Origin of the sequence: Candidatus Poriferisodalis sp., from assembly GCF_965262965.1 — a bacterium.
Taxonomy (GTDB): domain Bacteria; phylum Actinomycetota; class Acidimicrobiia; order Acidimicrobiales; family Poriferisodalaceae; genus Poriferisodalis.
Genome location: NZ_OZ253573.1, coordinates 396,593 through 413,154, shown reverse-complemented (window position 1 = coordinate 413,154; position 16,562 = coordinate 396,593). Strand labels below are relative to the sequence as shown.

At 65.8% G+C, this 16,562-nt stretch carries 12 protein-coding genes and 1 pseudogene; 11 read left to right on the top strand and 2 right to left on the bottom strand.

Features of this window, described 5'->3' with window-relative positions; translation table 11 throughout:
• Nucleotides 1-7: 7 nt before the first annotated feature.
• The 8 genes from ACQY5K_RS01980 (at nucleotide 8) to ACQY5K_RS01945 (ending at nucleotide 7,239) form a co-directional block, all read left to right on the top strand.
• Nucleotides 8-277: a hypothetical protein gene (locus ACQY5K_RS01980; RefSeq protein ID WP_428119587.1), complete on the top strand. Its 270-nt coding sequence runs from the start codon at nucleotides 8-10 to the stop codon at nucleotides 275-277.
• A gap of 92 nt (nucleotides 278-369) precedes the next feature.
• Complete coding sequence (locus ACQY5K_RS01975) at nucleotides 370-741, top strand: Sec-independent protein translocase subunit TatA/TatB (protein WP_428119585.1); 372 nt, start codon at nucleotides 370-372, stop codon at nucleotides 739-741.
• Nucleotides 738-1,586 carry a twin-arginine translocase subunit TatC gene (gene tatC, locus ACQY5K_RS01970; RefSeq protein ID WP_428119583.1) on the top strand — a complete coding sequence of 283 codons (849 nt, stop codon included), beginning with the start codon at nucleotides 738-740 and terminating at the stop codon, nucleotides 1,584-1,586. The genes ACQY5K_RS01975 and tatC overlap by 4 nt, the downstream gene beginning before the upstream one ends.
• Nucleotides 1,583-3,982 (top strand): DEAD/DEAH box helicase, encoded by a 2,400-nt coding sequence (locus ACQY5K_RS01965; RefSeq protein ID WP_428119581.1) that lies wholly within the window; start codon nucleotides 1,583-1,585, stop codon nucleotides 3,980-3,982. Before tatC ends, ACQY5K_RS01965 begins: the two co-directional genes overlap by 4 nt.
• Before the next feature lie 89 nt (nucleotides 3,983-4,071).
• Nucleotides 4,072-4,611: a hypothetical protein gene (locus ACQY5K_RS01960; protein WP_428119579.1), complete on the top strand. Its 540-nt coding sequence runs from the start codon at nucleotides 4,072-4,074 to the stop codon at nucleotides 4,609-4,611.
• Between the two features lie 80 nt (nucleotides 4,612-4,691).
• A complete protein-coding gene (locus ACQY5K_RS01955; protein ID WP_428119577.1) occupies nucleotides 4,692-6,314 on the top strand; it encodes an FAD-dependent thymidylate synthase in 1,623 nt (540 codons plus the stop codon).
• A gap of 23 nt (nucleotides 6,315-6,337) precedes the next feature.
• Nucleotides 6,338-6,835, top strand: coding sequence for an N-acetyltransferase family protein (locus ACQY5K_RS01950; protein ID WP_428119575.1), 498 nt, complete (start codon nucleotides 6,338-6,340; stop codon nucleotides 6,833-6,835).
• Nucleotides 6,835-7,239: an NUDIX hydrolase gene (locus ACQY5K_RS01945; RefSeq protein ID WP_428119573.1), complete on the top strand. Its 405-nt coding sequence runs from the start codon at nucleotides 6,835-6,837 to the stop codon at nucleotides 7,237-7,239. Before ACQY5K_RS01950 ends, ACQY5K_RS01945 begins: the two co-directional genes overlap by 1 nt.
• Here ACQY5K_RS01945 and ACQY5K_RS01940 read toward each other — a convergent pair.
• Nucleotides 7,192-8,739, bottom strand: a complete 1,548-nt coding sequence (locus ACQY5K_RS01940) for a hypothetical protein (RefSeq protein ID WP_428119571.1) — start codon at nucleotides 8,737-8,739, stop codon at nucleotides 7,192-7,194. The two genes, ACQY5K_RS01945 and ACQY5K_RS01940, sit on opposite strands and share 48 nt — an antisense overlap.
• Before the next feature lie 367 nt (nucleotides 8,740-9,106).
• Here ACQY5K_RS01940 and ACQY5K_RS01935 point away from each other — a divergent pair, with 367 nt between their 5' ends.
• The gene (locus ACQY5K_RS01935) at nucleotides 9,107-11,554 is read left to right on the top strand and encodes a DNA gyrase/topoisomerase IV subunit A (RefSeq protein WP_428119569.1); all 2,448 of its coding nucleotides are present in this window, start codon (nucleotides 9,107-9,109) and stop codon (nucleotides 11,552-11,554) included.
• Between the two features lie 65 nt (nucleotides 11,555-11,619).
• Complete coding sequence (locus ACQY5K_RS01930) at nucleotides 11,620-13,710, top strand: DNA gyrase/topoisomerase IV subunit B (RefSeq protein ID WP_428119567.1); 2,091 nt, start codon at nucleotides 11,620-11,622, stop codon at nucleotides 13,708-13,710.
• A gap of 318 nt (nucleotides 13,711-14,028) precedes the next feature.
• On the opposite strand, the pseudogene ACQY5K_RS01925 reads toward ACQY5K_RS01930, so the two are convergent.
• Nucleotides 14,029-15,042, bottom strand: a pseudogene (locus ACQY5K_RS01925) (transposase); the annotation flags it as partial.
• A gap of 437 nt (nucleotides 15,043-15,479) precedes the next feature.
• On the opposite strand from ACQY5K_RS01925, the gene ACQY5K_RS01920 reads away from it, so the two are divergent.
• A complete protein-coding gene (locus ACQY5K_RS01920) occupies nucleotides 15,480-16,331 on the top strand; it encodes a hypothetical protein (protein ID WP_428119565.1) in 852 nt (283 codons plus the stop codon).
• Nucleotides 16,332-16,562: the final 231 nt, after the last annotated feature.

Genomic DNA, 16,562 nt, shown 5'->3' with positions numbered 1-16,562 from the left:
TCGTTGCATGTCGGTGATTTGGCTGCTTCCCGCTATCGCGTTCGGTGTTCTGGCCATCGTGAGCGCGTTGCTGATCCGCAGGCTCTGCGCAGAGCTGCGGGCCACCGAGCGTGCGCTGAACGGGGTCATCGAGGCGACGGCATCGGTGCGAGATGACGTCGAGCGCGCGCGCACTGCCATCGATCAACTTGATGTGCCGTCGCTGCGCCAAGTCACCGTCGAGCGTGCCCTGGGCATGTCGGTGCGCTGGGTGGCACGGCGAATCCTGCCTCTGTGAGCTCTGTGGCGCCGATCCGCCGCGTGTTGCTGCGCTGAGACAATTCGAGGTGCCAGAACCGTTGACCGCGACGCGGGTTCTACCATCGAGCCGTGAGCCTGCAGCCCAACGAGGTGCTGATCATCGTGCTCGTGGCGTTGATCGTGCTGGGCCCCAAGCGGCTGCCGGGTGCGATTCGCAGCATCGGCCAAGCGTTCCGGCAGGTGCGCGAATTCTCCACCACCATGCGGCAGGAGATCGATGCCACGCTCTCGCCCCCGATTGTCGACACCTCCTCCGCGGCTGACGCCCAAGCAGGTGCGACGACTGCCGAGAACGCGATTGCGTCCGAGGCGCCTGTCACTGACGCGCCTGTCACTGACGCGCCTGTCGTGCCGACGCAGGACGCTCACACCCCCGAAGCCGATTCGACTTCGGGCGACGACACTGCGATCGATCGGTCGACCAGCGACGGCGCTGCGTGAGGCCGTTCTGGCGGCGCCGCCAGCGCCCGCCGGTGATGGGATTCTGGGACCACGTCGGTGAGTTGCGGACACGTCTCATCTGGAGTGTGGTTGCGATAGCGGTCGGCACCATTGTCGGGCTGATCGTCTACGACTGGCTGCTGAGCGAGGTGTTCCTGCCGCCGTACTGCCGCGTACTCGAATCCCAGCAGATCGATCGCCCATGCACCCTGGTGATTACCTCGCCGCTCGAGGGCTTCCGCACACGGATCAAAGTGTCGGCCTACCTCGGGATCGTTGTGGCAATGCCGGTACTGCTGTGGCACCTGTGGCGCTTCATCACCCCAGCGCTCGACCGGCGTGAGAAGAAGTGGGCCGTGCCGTTCGTCCTTGCAGCATTTCTGCTGTTTGCGTCGGGCGCTGCACTCGCGTACTTCACGTTCGAGCGGGCACTCGAGTTCCTCATCGCAGTGAGCGGCGATGCGGTGGAACCGCTGCTGGGTCCTGGCTCGTACCTCGGACTCGTCACGTTCATGATGATCGCGTTTGGCATCGGATTCGAATTCCCGATCGTGCTCGTCTTCATGCAGTTGGCGGGCATCGTGACGCCCCGCCAGCTCAACCGGGCACGCCGGTACGCCATCGTCGGCATCGTGGCGGGAGCGGCGATCATCACGCCATCGGGCGATCCGATCTCGCTCGCGGCCTTGTCGGTGCCGCTGTACATCTTCTATGAGTTATCGATCCTGGTCGGCCACTTGCTGACACGGCGTCGGCGTGGCTGGCAGCCGCGCCGATTGCGCCGGCAAGCCCAGGTATCCGCGGCCTCTGATGCACCCGAGAATGCTGCGGACGCTGGCTCGTGAGCGATGGCCCGAACCGCCGAAGCGTTCGCTCTGCGTTGCTGGCAGCTCGCGGGGTCGCGGCCGACCCGTTCCAGGTCGAAGCGTTCGACGTGATCGACAGCGGCAGCTCAGTTCTGGTTGCCGCACCCACCTCTTCGGGCAAGACCCTTGTTGCGGAATACGCCATCGCGACAGCGCTCGAGGCGGGCCGCAGGGCTGCGTACACAACCCCCACCAAGGCCCTGTCAAACCAGAAGCTGAGAGATCTGCAGGCATGGCTCGGGACCGAGCGGGTCGGCTTGCTGACCGGCGACAACGTCGTGCGTCCAGATGCCGACGTGGTGGTGATGACCACCGAGGTGCTCCGGAACATGATGTACACCGGCTCGCCACACGTCGCTGAGTTCGGTGTGGCGGTACTTGATGAGGTCCACTACCTCCAGGACCCGTACCGCGGTGCGGTGTGGGAAGAGGTCATCATCAACGTGCCCGCGCACATCCGCCTGGTGTGCCTGTCGGCGACAGTGAGCAATGCGACCGAGCTGTCCCGCTGGATTGATGCGACCGCGGGCGCTTGTCCCGCTGTCGTGTGCGGGATACGGCCGGTACCGCTCGAAGATCGCTACCTGCTCTATGAGCGCCACAGCCGGAAACTGCTCGACTTCGCGACGCTTGCGAACGGACGGCCCAATCCTGAGGTTGAACGGCTGCTGGAGCGCTCACGCCCACGGAACTCAACCCGCCGACGACAGCGCAGCTCCGGTATTCGGCTGGCGCGACCCCGCCGTTCGGAAATCGTCGAGCATCTCGCTGCACAGAACAGGCTTCCCGCAATCGTGTTCGTCTTCTCCCGGCAAGGCTGCGATGACGCGGCCCGCACGCTTGTTGCGGAGGGCGCTGCCTTCTTGGACTCGGCCCAACAGCACCGCGTCTGCGAGATCGCTGCTGCGCACACGGCGCCGTTGTCGCCGAGTGATCTTGAAGCATTGGGATTCGACGAGTGGCTTGCAGGGCTGTGCGCGGGCGTCGCATCGCACCATGCCGGCCTGGTGCCAGCGTTCAAGGAGGCGATAGAAGACTGCTTCACAGCGGGTCTGCTGGCGGTCGTGTTCGCTACTGAAACGCTTGCTGTCGGCGTGAACATGCCAGCCCGCTCGGTGGTGATCGAGCAGCTCAGTCGATTCCGTGGCGACGGATTCGCGATGCTCACCCCGGGCGAGTACACCCAGCTTGTGGGACGGGCGGGACGGCGCGGCATCGATGACGTCGGATTCGCCTACACGCTCTGGCATCCGCATGCCGAATTTGCCGAAACCGCCCGTCTGGCTGCCAGCGGCGACTTCGAGCTGGAGTCGTCGTTCCGTCCCACCTACAACATGGCGGCCAACCTGATCGCAAGCCATTCGCGCACTGAGGCGGTGGAACTGCTGCAGCGATCGTTCGCTCAGTGGCGAGCTGACCGTCGAGTCGGCGAGTGGACCAAGGCGCTGGCGACCGAACGCGAAGAACTGCGAGCGGCGCGGACCAAGCTGCGCTCGCTCGGCGGCGCGCGCCCCGGCAGATCCGGCTCGACGAGCTCTCGGGGGGCGTCACAGCACCGAGGCGAACGTCACAGGCATCGGCGCGGCCATGGCGACCATCGCGCCAGCAGCGCCATCGTCGCCGCGGAGCGCAGTGTCGAACGCAGCGCCGCGCGCGTCGGCAGGCTCAAGGAACGCATCAAGATGGCCAAGGGCGGCCTTGCGCGGCAACTCGATGCGACGTTTGAGGTGTTGGCCCACTTCGAATGCGCCGATAGCTGGGCTCTCACTCCCGCAGGTGAATGCCTGAGATCGGTATTTCACGAATCGGATCTGCTTGTGGTGCTGTGCCTGCGGGACGGGCTGTTCGATGGTGTCGGCCCAGCCCAGCTTGCAGGTCTGGTGTCAGTGCTCACCTATGAGCACCGCAGCCGTGTGCGGGCGCCTGAGCCTCAATATCCCGACAGCGACTGCCGCGCGCGGGCGTCTCGCATCTTCGAGGTGGCCAATGAGATCGCCCGGGTTGAGCGTCGCTGGGGACTTGCCCTCTCACGGCTCCCGGAAGCGTCCTTTGTGGCCGCTGTGCATGCATGGGCGTGCGGAGCCACCCTCGAAGAATTGTGGTCGGGCGATGCGACGGCCGCGGACACGCCGGTGGGGGGCGACTTCGTTCGCCAGATCCGCCAGCTCATCGACCTAGTGGACCGCGTCGGCGATGTCGCGCCGTCATCTCGCACCCGCGACACGGCCCGAGCAGCCCGAGCGTTGCTCGACCGCGGCGTCGTGGCAGCAGCAACTCGCATCTCCGACACGCCGCTGCCGGCGGGAGTCGGGGCACCGCCAGCCGAGGTCTTCGTGCACGAAGCAGTGACGACTCGAGTGCGACGGCTTCAATGACGATTCGGCGAGGCCAACCTTGGGGCTGTGCCAAGCCGCTTGCCAGCGGAGCACCCTTCGCTCGCAGCAATGCCGCTCTGCGAAGACTGGTGACGGAGCAATCGGAGGCGGGTGCATCACCCGAGCCGATCGGACTGTGCGGAGGCGACCTGTGGCGAGTCGTGGGGGCACCGGGGGGCGGCATCGGACGCTTGCAGTCCCAAGACGCCCAAACGGTTCCGATCGACCTGATTCGCGTGCAGGCCGACGGAACGACGCTGTGGGCGTGTGCCCACGTCATTGCTCGGAACTCGTGGTGGAGCGGCCCTGTCGTCGCAGCCATGAACGCAGATCGTGCCGGTGGCTGGCGGCTGGCGCCTGCGGCGCACCCCAACGACGGCCGGTTGCACGTTGTGCATACTGGCTGCGACGGCGCCGCGGCATTGAGCTTCGCGCAGCGATTGCTGGCTCGCCGACGGCTTGGGGCGGGAACCCACGTACCTCATCCGGCGATTGCGCTGCGGCGAGTCGAGCAAGCCGAGTTCAGCTTCGAGCGGCCGATGGGCCTGTGGCTGGACGGAGAACGAGTGGCGAAGTGCCGGACGCTTGAGGTGTCGATCGAACCCGACGCCGCAACCGTCGTATTCTGAAGCGGAACGTCGATCCCCGAACCGACAGCGTCGAAGCTTTACCATCACACATCAGTGCCGTCACACCCCGAAGGCCGCTGTTGATTCACTACACCGCCGAGACGTTCACGGCCGCGGAGGAGGACATCCTCCGGCGTTACGTCACGAATCTGCGCCAGCCGGTCTTCGCCTTGGTGAACCTGCCCGAGGTCGTCAAGGGAGCCCTGTTCGCCCGCTACTCACGAACGCACAAGACCCTGCGGCGACTGCTGCTCGACGAGTTTGTGGACGATCTCGACATCTCCGGTGACGAAACCATCGACGCAACCGTCGGGGTAGCGCGCGCGGAGCAGCTGTATCAGCGCGTGTTCGTGGAATACGGCGACGACTCGGTCGCTCAGCTCGGCGCGGTGCACCTTGCCTGCGAGCAGGCGTCGAACCTGCTCACGAAAATTCTCGAGCGCGGACGGCTGATGTCGTACCTCGAGCAATCCACTCGCTATCTGGCGTACGACGAGCGGGTGCAGGGGCGCTACCGCTACTGCCGCCCGCCCTCGGTCATGACCTCGTCAGCCGGGACGCGCTATGTGGGTGAGATCGACCGGATGTTTGACGCATACGGCGACATGGTCCGGCGCATGACGGCATGGCTCACCGAGCACTACGAGACCCCTGTGGGAACCCGGTCCGCAGGCGGGGACCTCGCTCGGCGACGCGCCATCAGGGCGCAGGCATTCGACGCAGCGCGCGGACTCTTGCCTGCCGCCAGCCTGTCGAACGTCGGCATCTTCGGCAGCGGCCAGGGATACGAGGCGCTGTTGTTGCGGATGAGAGCCCATCCGCTGCCCGAAGCGCGCAGCTACGCAGCCCTTATGCTCCAAGAGCTGCGCAAAGTCATTCCGTCGTTCCTTCGCCGTGTCGACCAGCCCGATCGCGGGGTCGTCTGGTCCGAATACCTGGCGGCAAATCAGGCGGCGATGGACGAATTCGCCGCTGAAGTGTTCGCGGACGACGAACCCGAGGCCACGCCGGAGGTAGCACTGGCTGACTGGGATCCCGATGGCGAAACCAAGATGCTTGCTGCGATGCTCTTCCCGTATACCGACATGGGAACCGCCCAGATCGCTGACCGCGTGGCGTCGATGACCGATGCCCAGCGAGTCAACCTGGTTCGGCGTTACGTCGGCGAGCGCACGAACCGGCGCCACCGTCCAGGTCGCGCGCTTGAGCGCATCGACTACCGCTTCGAGATGCTCGCCGACTACGGCAGCTTCCGGGACCTCCAGCGACACCGTCTGCTGACCATCGAGTGGCAACCCCTGAGTCCCCGGCACGGCTATTCGGTGCCGGCAGTGATCGACGCGGCTGGGCAAGGCGAGTCCTACGACGACGTCATGGAGCGGTCAGCCGACCTGTACGACACGCTGGAAGAGTCGGTCGGTCGCCCCGAGGCCTCATACGCCGTCGCCATGGCGTACCGAATGCGGTACAGCATGCAGTTCAACGCTCGCGAGGCGATGCACATGATCGAGCTGCGCTCCCAGCCGCAAGGGCACACCGACTACCGGCGCATCGTGGCCGAGATGTACCGCCAGATTGCTGAGGTGGCAGGTCACAGCGCTGTCGCCGAAATGCTGTCGCACGTGGATCTCTCCGACGGCATGCTGGGCCGTCTCGGTGCCGAGCAAGCCGCCGAGCGCCGTCGCTCTGCCGAGCCCGCTTAGCACCGCAGTCATGGACGTCGTACATGGAAGTTGATGCACGCCTCGCCGTTCGGGGAGATCTCGAAGCGCTCGCTGGTCTCGCCGCAGACGCCGTTGCCGAGCAAGTCGATGCACGTGGTGGCTGGATCTGGTCGCGCCGGGAAGTGCGTCCTCGCCCCTTCGAGATGAGTCTTGATGCCGCGTTGAACGACCCGGATCAGCAGCTCTGGATCGGCACGATCGACGGCACTGCGGTTGGCTACGCCACGGCCGTCATCGAGGTGCTGCAGACCGGGGAACTCCTCGGCCGAGTGCTTGATTTGTACGTAACACCGGGCGCGCGAGAGGTCGCAGTCGGCGAGGTACTCATTTCAGAAGTTCTTGGCTGGTGCGGCGAACACCGCTGCGTCGGCATCGATGCGTTGGCGCTGCCGGGCAACCGAGCCACGAAGAATTTTTTCGAGACGTTCGGCTTCACCGCGCGTCTGTTGGTGCTGCACCGAAAGCTGGAGGGTGAACGGCCCGCAAATGCGGCGCAGTGATGGGCCCGATACCGGAGATCTGCGTCGGCGGCATCGCAGTGCGGGACCGCTCGGTGCTGCTCGTCGAGCGAGGCCGACCGCCGGCGGTTGGGATGTGGGCGCTTCCGGGGGGCCGTGTCGAGCCTGGGGAACGCCTGCGCGCCGCCGTGGAACGAGAGCTCGCTGAAGAGACCGGCCTGACTGTGGAGTGCGGTGACCTTGTCGGCGTCACCGAGCACGTCAGCGCCACGAATCACTTCGTGATCCTGGACTACGCCGTTCGATGCGAACCGGACGTGACGCCGATTGCCGGCGATGACGCCGCAGACGCGCGTTTCGTCAGTTTTGACGAGATTAGCGACGGCTTGATCCCGCTCTCAGGCGGGATGCGCGACTTCCTCGACCGCCACATCATCAGGAGTTGAGTCCTCGTCCGGTCCCTCCGGTGGGGCCTCACCCAACTCGGGTGACGCCTCGTCGATCGAGGTTTCGGGTGCGTCCACTTCGGCCTCAGGTTCGTCGGCGGTGTCTGCGGTGGCCGTGGGCTGGTCGGCATCGGCCTTCTTGGGCCGCCTGCGCGCAGCCTGCCGCTTGGTGCCACGGCGTGGCCGGCCACGCCGACGAGCGGCCGTGGGGTCGATCCCGAGCGCGGTGGCGACTTCGGGCAGCCGGTCTGCGACCTTGCGCACGACCTCGAGAAGTTCGGACTCGGGCTGGTCCGGAATGTTCGGCAGCACGACATAGGGGCGAACCGGCGAGTACGCAACTGCCTCGAGCACCACGGCAATCCGGTGCTGTGAGGCCCCAGTGCCGAGCGCAGCGTTGGCTTGGGCCGTGAGCTCCTGAGCGATCTCGGGCGGTAAGGGCGCACCGGCCTTGGGCGGGCGCGAACTCAGCCGCAGTGCACGCACAACGCGACCTTCGGTCAGCGTCACACGCAGCTCGTCATGCCATTCACGCTGGCCGCGTTCGAGCCGCTCGTTGAGGCCGTCGCGAATTCGATCTGCTAGTTCGCGAGCCTCGGCGTCTCGGGCGAAGTCCTCTGCGGCGACGAGAACAGAGCGAAGATCTCGCAGGTCGAGCCGGTCGATCTGGCTGATCGCTGCGTCGGCGCGGTCGCGCCACTCCGCAGTTTGCAGCGGGGCGACGAGGGACTCTGCCAACGAGATCAATCCCTCGGCGGGAACTTCTGGATTTCTTTCAGCCGCTGCCTTCTTGTTCTGCGCATCGATCTCGGTACGGACTGCTGCGAGCCCTCCCCGAGCCACCTGTTCGGCTACGACCTGTTGCTCGGCAGGCAGGGAGGCAATCAGCGCGTCTCGATGTTTGCGGCCAGGACGCAGCTTGCGAGCCTTTGGACGAGGCGGACGATCAGGGGTTTCGGGCTTGGGCGCGGAGCGCTCGGATCTCTTGACGCGATCTGCGGACCGGCCTCGGGGCGTTCGGTTGTCTCCGTCACGCTGGCGGCGTTGCTTGGCTGTGCTGTCGCGCTTCGCGGTGGCGCCGCGTTTCGCGGTGGCCCCTTCGGGGGCGCCGCCGCCATCGCCGCGCGGCTTGCGCCGCGAGCGAGGTCCGCGATCGCCGTCACGTCGACCGGTTCGCTCCCCATCGCGTTTGCGGCCGCCTCGGCGGGCACCGACGCCAGATGTCGTGACCGAGCCGCGGCCCCTCTCGGGCGGGCCGAGCAACTCGATCCTCTCGGATTCCGGCTTGCCGCTTCGGGTCTTGGCCGGCAACACCGCGGTGACGATGATGCCGTCGATCTCGAAGTCGGCATCGACCCGCACGACATCGCCCGCAGTAATGCCCGTCGGCACCAGATCGCCGTCGAGGGTTCCTTTGGGTTGCTTGGCTCCCGCAGCGCGCCACGTCCACGAGCCGTCGTCGCGTCGACTCGTCAGCTCGACCTCGATACGTCGGCTCATCGTCGCTCCGCACGTCGGGCATCCTGCGCTGTGCGCAGCGGGGACACCGGCTGCGCTGATGGCACAGCCAGCGTGCCTGCGACACGGCGTTCTGTGGGGGCAGCGAATCCCGCCGCAGGCCTCACCGACACGTGCCGGAGGGTAGTCCTTGCTGACTCGCCAACGGCAAAGAAACTCGGGCGCCGGCCTCAACGGAGCACCTCCGGCACAATTGACTCAGCGCAACCGCACGAGGGTCGTACCCTCGCAAGTGCCAGCCGAAATGGCCCTCTGACGCATCAGATGGCCTCGGCCACGATGTCGCGTGCTCGCCGCGCGAGAACACCCAAGTCGCTGCAAGGCCAGCCACAGAAAGGAATCGGTGCTGATGGCCGGTCCGACTGCTCCAACGTCAATTGCCCGTGAGATCCACGACGTAGATGTCGCTGATGAGATGCGCGACTCGTTCATGCCGTATGCGCTCTCGGTCACCACGGCCCGGGCGATTCCAGACGTCCGTGACGGTCTCAAGCCGGTGCAGCGCCGGATCCTGTACGTCATGGACAACCTGGGTTTGCGCCCCGGCACGCCGTTTCGCAAGTCGGCAGGAGTAGTGGGGGAGGTGATGGGCAAGTACCACCCTCACGGCGACGGCGCGATCTACGAGGCAATGGTCCGCATGGGACAGGCCTTCGCGATGTCAGCCCCGTTGGTGGACCCCAAGGGGAACTTCGGCAGCCTCGACGACCCGCCTGCCGCGTACCGCTACACCGAGGCGCGGCTCGCAGCGGTGGCGATGACGATGGTGGCCGGCATCGATGAGGACACCGTTGACCTCGTGGCGAATTTCGACGGCGAGCGAAGCGAGCCTTCGTGCTTGCCGGCGCTGCTGCCGAATCTGCTCGTGAACGGCGCCAGCGGCATCGCCGTGGGCATGGCCACCAACATGGCGCCGCACAACTTGGCCGAGGTCGCGTCGGCGATCAAGCTGGTCCTGCGCCAACGCCGACCCAAGCCCACAACCGCAGAGCTGATGAGCCTGGTTCGCGGGCCTGACTTCCCGTCGGGCGGCACCGTGATCGTCGACGACGGCCTCGTCGAGACGTACGAGTCGGGCAGGGGCACGATTCGGATCCGGGCAAAGGCCCACATCGAGCCGATCACCGCGAGGCGCGACGGCATCGTGGTGACCGAGCTGCCCTACATGGTGGGTCCCGAACGCGTGCAGGCCAAAGTCCGGGAATTGGCCGCAGGTGATCGGATCGAGGGTATCGCTGCGGTGAACGACCTCTCTGACCGCAACCACGGGCTTCGCCTCGTGATCGAGTGCAAGCCCGGTGTCGACGCACAGGCCGTGCTTTCGGCGCTGTGGACGCTGACACCGCTCGAGGACACGTTCGGCATCAACAACGTGGCGCTGGTAGACGGTGTGCCCCGACAGATCGGACTGCGGGCGTTGTGCGAGCACTACATCGAGCACCGTCTCGATGTGATCATCCGCCGGACGCAGTACCGGCTGGACCGGGCGCTCGAACGAGAGCACATCGTGGACGGTCTGCTCATCGCCCTCGACAACATCGACATCGTCATCGCCATCATCCGCTCGGCGGCCGATGTCGCTGCGGCACGCGCTGCGTTGATGGCTCGGCTGGATCTGACCGAGATCCAGGCCAATCACATCCTCGACATGCAGTTGCGACGCCTGACTGCGCTCGAGACTCAGCGTCTGCGCGACGAATTGGGGGAGTTGCGCGATGCCATCGCCGGGTACCGCCGGATTCTCGACTCAGACGCACGGCGCCGAACGATTGTCGAGCGCGAGCTGGACGAGCTGGTGGAGGAGTTCGCAGTCGAGCGGCGTACAGAAATCCGGCACCGTGACGACCTCGTCACGATGGCCGTGCCGCCAAGCGACGCCGACGCCGGCGGCGTGTTCGAATTCGACGGGGACCAAGATGCGGCTGAGCGAACCAGCCTGATCACGCTCTCAACATCAGGCTTGCTGGGACGGCGCCATTCCGAGGACCCGCTCAGCGCCAAGCCTGGGCGCCACGACGTGTTGGTGGCCACGGCGACGGCATCGGATCTCGATGCAGTGCATCTCGTCACGGACCGTGGTCGTGTGCTGCGCACAGAGGTGCGAGCGGTGCCTGAGATGCTGCGCGGCAGCAGGGGAGCGTCCGTGCGGGAAATGTTCTCGTTGGCCCGCGGCGAGCAACCCGTGTCGCTGTTCGGCGATACCAGCGGACCGATTGCCATCATCACCCGCGCGGGCATCGCCAAGCGCCTCGATGCGGCTGCGCTCGGCTCAATCCGCAGCGGAAACACGGTGATCTCGTTGAACGAGGGCGACCGCGTCGTGGCTGCCTTCGCAGCACCCGACGCAGGAGAGATCGCGATGGTGGCCTCGACAGGGCATGTGCTTCGATTCGCCGCCGATTCGGTGACGGTCAGAGGGCCTGGTGCCGCTGGGGTGACCGGAATAAAGCTTCGGCCGGGGGCCACTGTGCTCGCTGCTGGGTCGATTGCCTTTGGCACGCTGGTGGCACAGGTGACCGATGAGGGGGCACTCAAAGTCACGGAGATGTCCGACGTCCCGTCCCGCGGCCGAGGCACCTCAGGCTCGCCGACGGTTCGATTGTCAGGGTTCGAGACGCAAGTGGCTTACGCGTGGGTGGGCGTGAATCGGCAAGTTGCGGCGATCACGGCACCCCAAGGCGACATCTCGTCGCCCGATCCGACGCCAGTGCGACCGCAACTGGATTCGACCCGGCGCGACGGCGCAGCCCGAGGGGCGCAGACCCGGATCGTGACGCTGGGGGAGTACCGATTCTGATGGCTGCGGCCCCCACACAGGTTGGCACAGACTCCCGCACAGCGACGGAAGGAACACCCCGCAAGATGGCAGACGAAGCTGATCGCGATGCCAGATCAAAGCGCCCAGCAAGCGCTGGCGATCCCAGCAACACAGCTGCCTACGACGCCAGCTCGATCGAGGTGCTCGAAGGTCTCGAAGCCGTGCGCAAGCGGCCGGGGATGTACATCGGCAGCACCGGCTCGCCGGGTCTAGCGCACCTTCTGTGGGAGATCATCGACAACGCCGTCGACGAGACTGCTGGCGGCCACGGTCGCAGCATCGAGATCACGCTGCACGACGATGGCTCTTATGAGGTCGTCGACCGGGGTCGGGGGATCCCCGTCGACATCAAGCACGACAACATCACTGCCCTCGAGGTGGTGTTCACCGAGTTGCACGCTGGCGGGAAGTTCGGCACCGGGGCGTACGGGTCTTCGGGAGGTCTGCACGGCGTCGGCGCATCGGTCGTGAACGCACTGTCGAGCCATCTCGTCGTCGATGTGAATCGCGAGGGCGTCACGCATCGCCTGGAATTCAAGGATCGAATTGCCGGACACACCGACAGCGCCAACCGCTTCCGCGCCGGACACAAGCTGAAGCGGGTCGCACGGGTGCCGGCGGGACGCACGGGCACTCGCGTGCGGTTCTGGCCCGACACCGGGATTTTCGACCCGTCGGCTGTCGTGAATTTCGACGATGTGCGCGAACGCATCGAACAGGTGTGCTTCCTGGTGCCCAAGGTCAAGATCACCTTGGCCGACCGCCGGGCGGATCCGCCGGTCGTCGAGCAGATTGTCTCCGCGGGCGGCTTGGCGGACTTCGTCGACAAGCTGTGCGGCGATGACGAACCGGTGACCGGGCTCATCCGCCTGAGGGGCTCGGAGGAGTTCACCGAGCGGGTGCCCGTGGACGGCAAGCTCACCGACGTCACACGCCAGTGCGATGTCGAGGCAGCACTGCGCTGGACGCAGGCCTACGACAGCCGCATTGTCGGGTTCGTGAACACGATCCCAACACCAGAGGGCGGCACGCACATCGCGGGATTCGAACGCGCACTCACCACAGCGGTGAACGCAGCGCTGGCCAAGGCCGACCCGCGCAAGCTGCGGCGCCTGCGCGACGATGCCCGTGCACAGCGAGAAGACGCGCAAGAGGGGCTCGTCGCCGTGGTGCGCGCCACCTTTGCCGAACCGCAGTTCCGGGGCCAGACCAAGCGCGAGCTGGGGACTCCTCAGGTGCAGCGAATCGTGGCCAATGTGGTGCGCGAAGGGTTGCGTGCGTGGTTCGACGGCAGCGCTGCAGGCTCGAAGAAGGTCCATGTACGAGCGCTGATCGACAAGTTCGCCAACGCGGTCGTCAACCGTGTGGATGCGCGGCGGGCCCTTGATCAGAAGCGCAAGGCGGCGTCACTGGGCAACAACGGACTCCCGGACAAGTTGGCCGACTGCCGGTTGCATCCGGCGGGCGAATTGCTGATCGTGGAAGGCGATTCCGCCGCAGGCCCGGCAAAGCGGTCACGCGACAGCGCATGGCAAGCGGTGCTGCCGCTGCGAGGCAAGGTCGTCAATGCCAGCAAGGGAACCCTGAAGGCGGTGCTGGACAACGCAGAGGCCACGGCGCTGTTCACGGCACTGGGTGCGGGCTCGGGTGCTGCGTTCGACCTCGATGCGTGCCGCTACGAACGGCTCATCCTGCTTGCCGACGCAGATGTGGACGGCAGCCACATCCGATGCCTCGTCCTGACGCTCATCTACCACTACATGCGCCCGTTGCTGGCCGCTGGGCGGGTGTACGCAGCCCAGCCGCCGACACACGCGTTCAGCATCGGCACGCAGAAGAAATTCGTGTACTCAGAGGCCGAGCGAGCAGCACTCGCCGCAGAGCTCGACACCGCACATCGCAGGTACCGGCTCACCCGGTTCAAGGGTCTCGGCGAGATGGACGATGACGAGCTCTTCGAGACGACGCTCAATCCCGAGACCAGGGTCCTTCGCAAGATCAGCCTCGGAGAAGCCCGCAGCGCTCAGGCCCGCGCAGACGACGCATTCACCGTCATGATGGGCGCCGACGTCGCACCTCGACGGGATTTCATCATCGAGCACAGCAGCGACTACGGCCAAGCCCTCGATATCTGACGGCTTCGATCATTGGGACATTCGCGGATGCGTGGTCACCCCGGTAGTGGAGCCATTCGGCTCCCGCTGTCGCTCGCCTCGCCGGGGGTGCTCCTGCCACGGTGTCGTTGCCGACAAATCGCTCGTGGTTGCGTTCGAATCGATGAGCCGCTGCCGCTACGAAGCGCCGATAAGAGTGATTATGTAAAATTGAGTGTTCAGTAGCCGCTGACTGACGTCCGAATAAGCGCGGCACCCCACCCGACCAGCATGAACGCAAGCGCGAACCAAGCAGTCGTCGAAATCGCAGAAGCGGCTGAGCGTGTGACCGTGAACCGGCTAGCCCTGATTTTTCATGAGAATGCCGAAGTGGGTGTTTTGAGGGTTTGAGCTGCTGGTGGCGGCTCGTTTTTGGGTTGGCGGTGCTGGTGTGGGGCCGGTTGTGGGCGCGTTGGGGGTGTCGGGGCGTGCGGGGTCGCCGACGGCGTCGGTGAGGAACCCCCAGTAGCGCCAGTTGGGCGAGTCGAACAAGGTGCGCTGCGCGCCGGGGTGGCCCGGCTCGCGTCGCACGATCAGCCGTGTGCGCGCAGGCCAGTGCGACAAGTCGACCGCTTCGGTGAGCTCGGTGACCTGGGCGCGTGCGCGACGGCGGGCCTGGGAACGAGCGCGACGCGACTGGGGGCCGCCTGTGGCGGGCTGCCAGCGGTCGGGATCGGTGCGCGCAGCCGCGATAGCGGCAGTGGTCTGGGTGTTGTGGCGTGCGGTCATGAAATAGGTGATGTTGCGGTCCCTGCAGCCTTGGGCGATCAGCGCGGAGCACCCCGCAGAATCGGTCCGCAGCCGCATCGGCTGTGCCGCCGCCTCGGGATCGTCGCCGCGGCGGTGCCCCGCGGCAAACGCGTCGGGGAGCTGGCCGATCGAGCGGTCGAGCACTTCGAGATGATCCGCTATGTGGTTCGCGGCCGCGTTGCCCGCCCGCAGCTTGGCCCACAGCGGCTCCCCGTCGCCGGTAGAGCACAGCATCGGACCGAAGCCGTAGCCGCCCTTGTAATGAGGCGCCGCGCCGGCTTTGTTCTGCGAGTGGACCTCCACCAGCGTGGAATCGATGTCGAGCACCAACGGCCGTTCCCGATCGACGACCCGACCCGACCACGCGCGGGCGCGCACGGCCGCCGCGGCGTCCCACACCCCGTCGAGCCGGGCGTCTTCGATGCCCGTCAGCGTGCGATACGCCGTCGTTTGCGACGCGATCTGACCGAACAGCGCCGGCTCGGCGCGCAGATGTTCGATATCGCTGCACGCGTCCCCGCCGCCGGCGAGCACCAGCGCCATCTGAGTCAGCACCGTGCCCCGGTCATGAACCGGCGCTCGCTCGCCGCTGTTCGGGCACGCCGCGCCGCCACCGGCTGGGCGTCAGGGCAGCCTCGCTGACGCGCCGACATTGCCGAGTGCATTTGAGCCTCGTGCGTTAGCCGTGATTGTTCATGAGAATGCCTGGTCAGGGTTTTAGGGTTGTGTTGTTGGCGTGCGGGGACGGGACGGCGCAGACTCCGGCCACGAGCCCGTGGGTCGTGTGCGAGAAATCGGTTGCAGTCGCGCTGTCTGACGCGAACAGCGACCGAAGTTGACATTGAGGCCCCCGATCGTGATCAATGCGTGCTCGTTCGTTGCCCGGCGGATCGGGAACGCGAGTCGCATATGACGTGAATGTGCTATGGAATTGATTCTATTTCCTACCAGTCGAGTTCCAGCAGGCAGCGCAAGCGAGTTCGCGCTACAGGCGGTCATCGATGATCAAGCGAATCCGATTTTGGGTGCCGGTAGTTGTTCTGGCACTCTTGAGCAGCACCGTGGCAGCGGCGCCCGCGGCAGCCACAGGCGATGGGGGTTCCGGCTTCTTCGAGGACGACACACCAGGCAACACTGCCACCGACGAGAACGACGATTCCGGCGGCGATGAGGAGCCTCTGCCTGATGAGGATGTGCTGGCGGAGTTGGCCCCTGAGGGACCCGCGGGACCTGTCGGATATACCGGCGCGCCCACCTATGAGGCTCAGTGGGTGCCCGGCGGGATCGTCCCGTGGGAGGTCAAAGTCCTCCGAGACGACGAGAACGTGGATCTAGTGACGATAGCGCCCGAAGATGGCTCGGCTCTCATGGCGCTGCTGATTATTGACAATGAAGATGCCGCCACCGAGTACCGATTCGAGAATGCAGTACCTGCTGGTCACACGGCGGAGCTACAGCCCGACGGATCGGTAAGATTCTTCGATGCCGAAGGCAACGAAGCCGGAATGATATTGGCACCATGGGCTCTTGACGGTGTGGATGAATCGGTGGCGACGAGCTACCGATTGGATGGATCGACGCTGGTGCAGACCATCGATCATGAAGGCGCTGCGTATCCGGTGGTCGCCGACCCGTTCTGGGTCGCCGTGGTAGTGGCCATACGTATCTGTGCGGCCTATCCCCAATGTGTCAACACCGCGGTAACTTTTGCCAGGCTCTCTCCCGCGGTTGTGGCCCCCGTTGTCTCCCACGCATGGAATGCGCGAACAAGGTTAGTCACCGGTGACGGAAGTTCGGGGACGACAGGCCGTCCTACCAACACCTGCAACTCGCGTAACCGTCAGGGATGCTGACCCTATGACAGCCCGGTTCCTGTCGATGCTCTGCCGACCCCAGCGCCCCAACGGGCAGGCTGTTGCGCCGAGCATCGACCGGATCGCCACAGCGGGGTGGATTTGCGCCATCGCTGCACGAACCGCCTCGGCCGCACTGGTGTTGTTCTGGTCGTTGAGCGCAGGCCTGGTTGCGCTGGCTGCGGACCTAGTGTTGTCATTGGCTACCAACGCTCGATTGCATCACGTCAT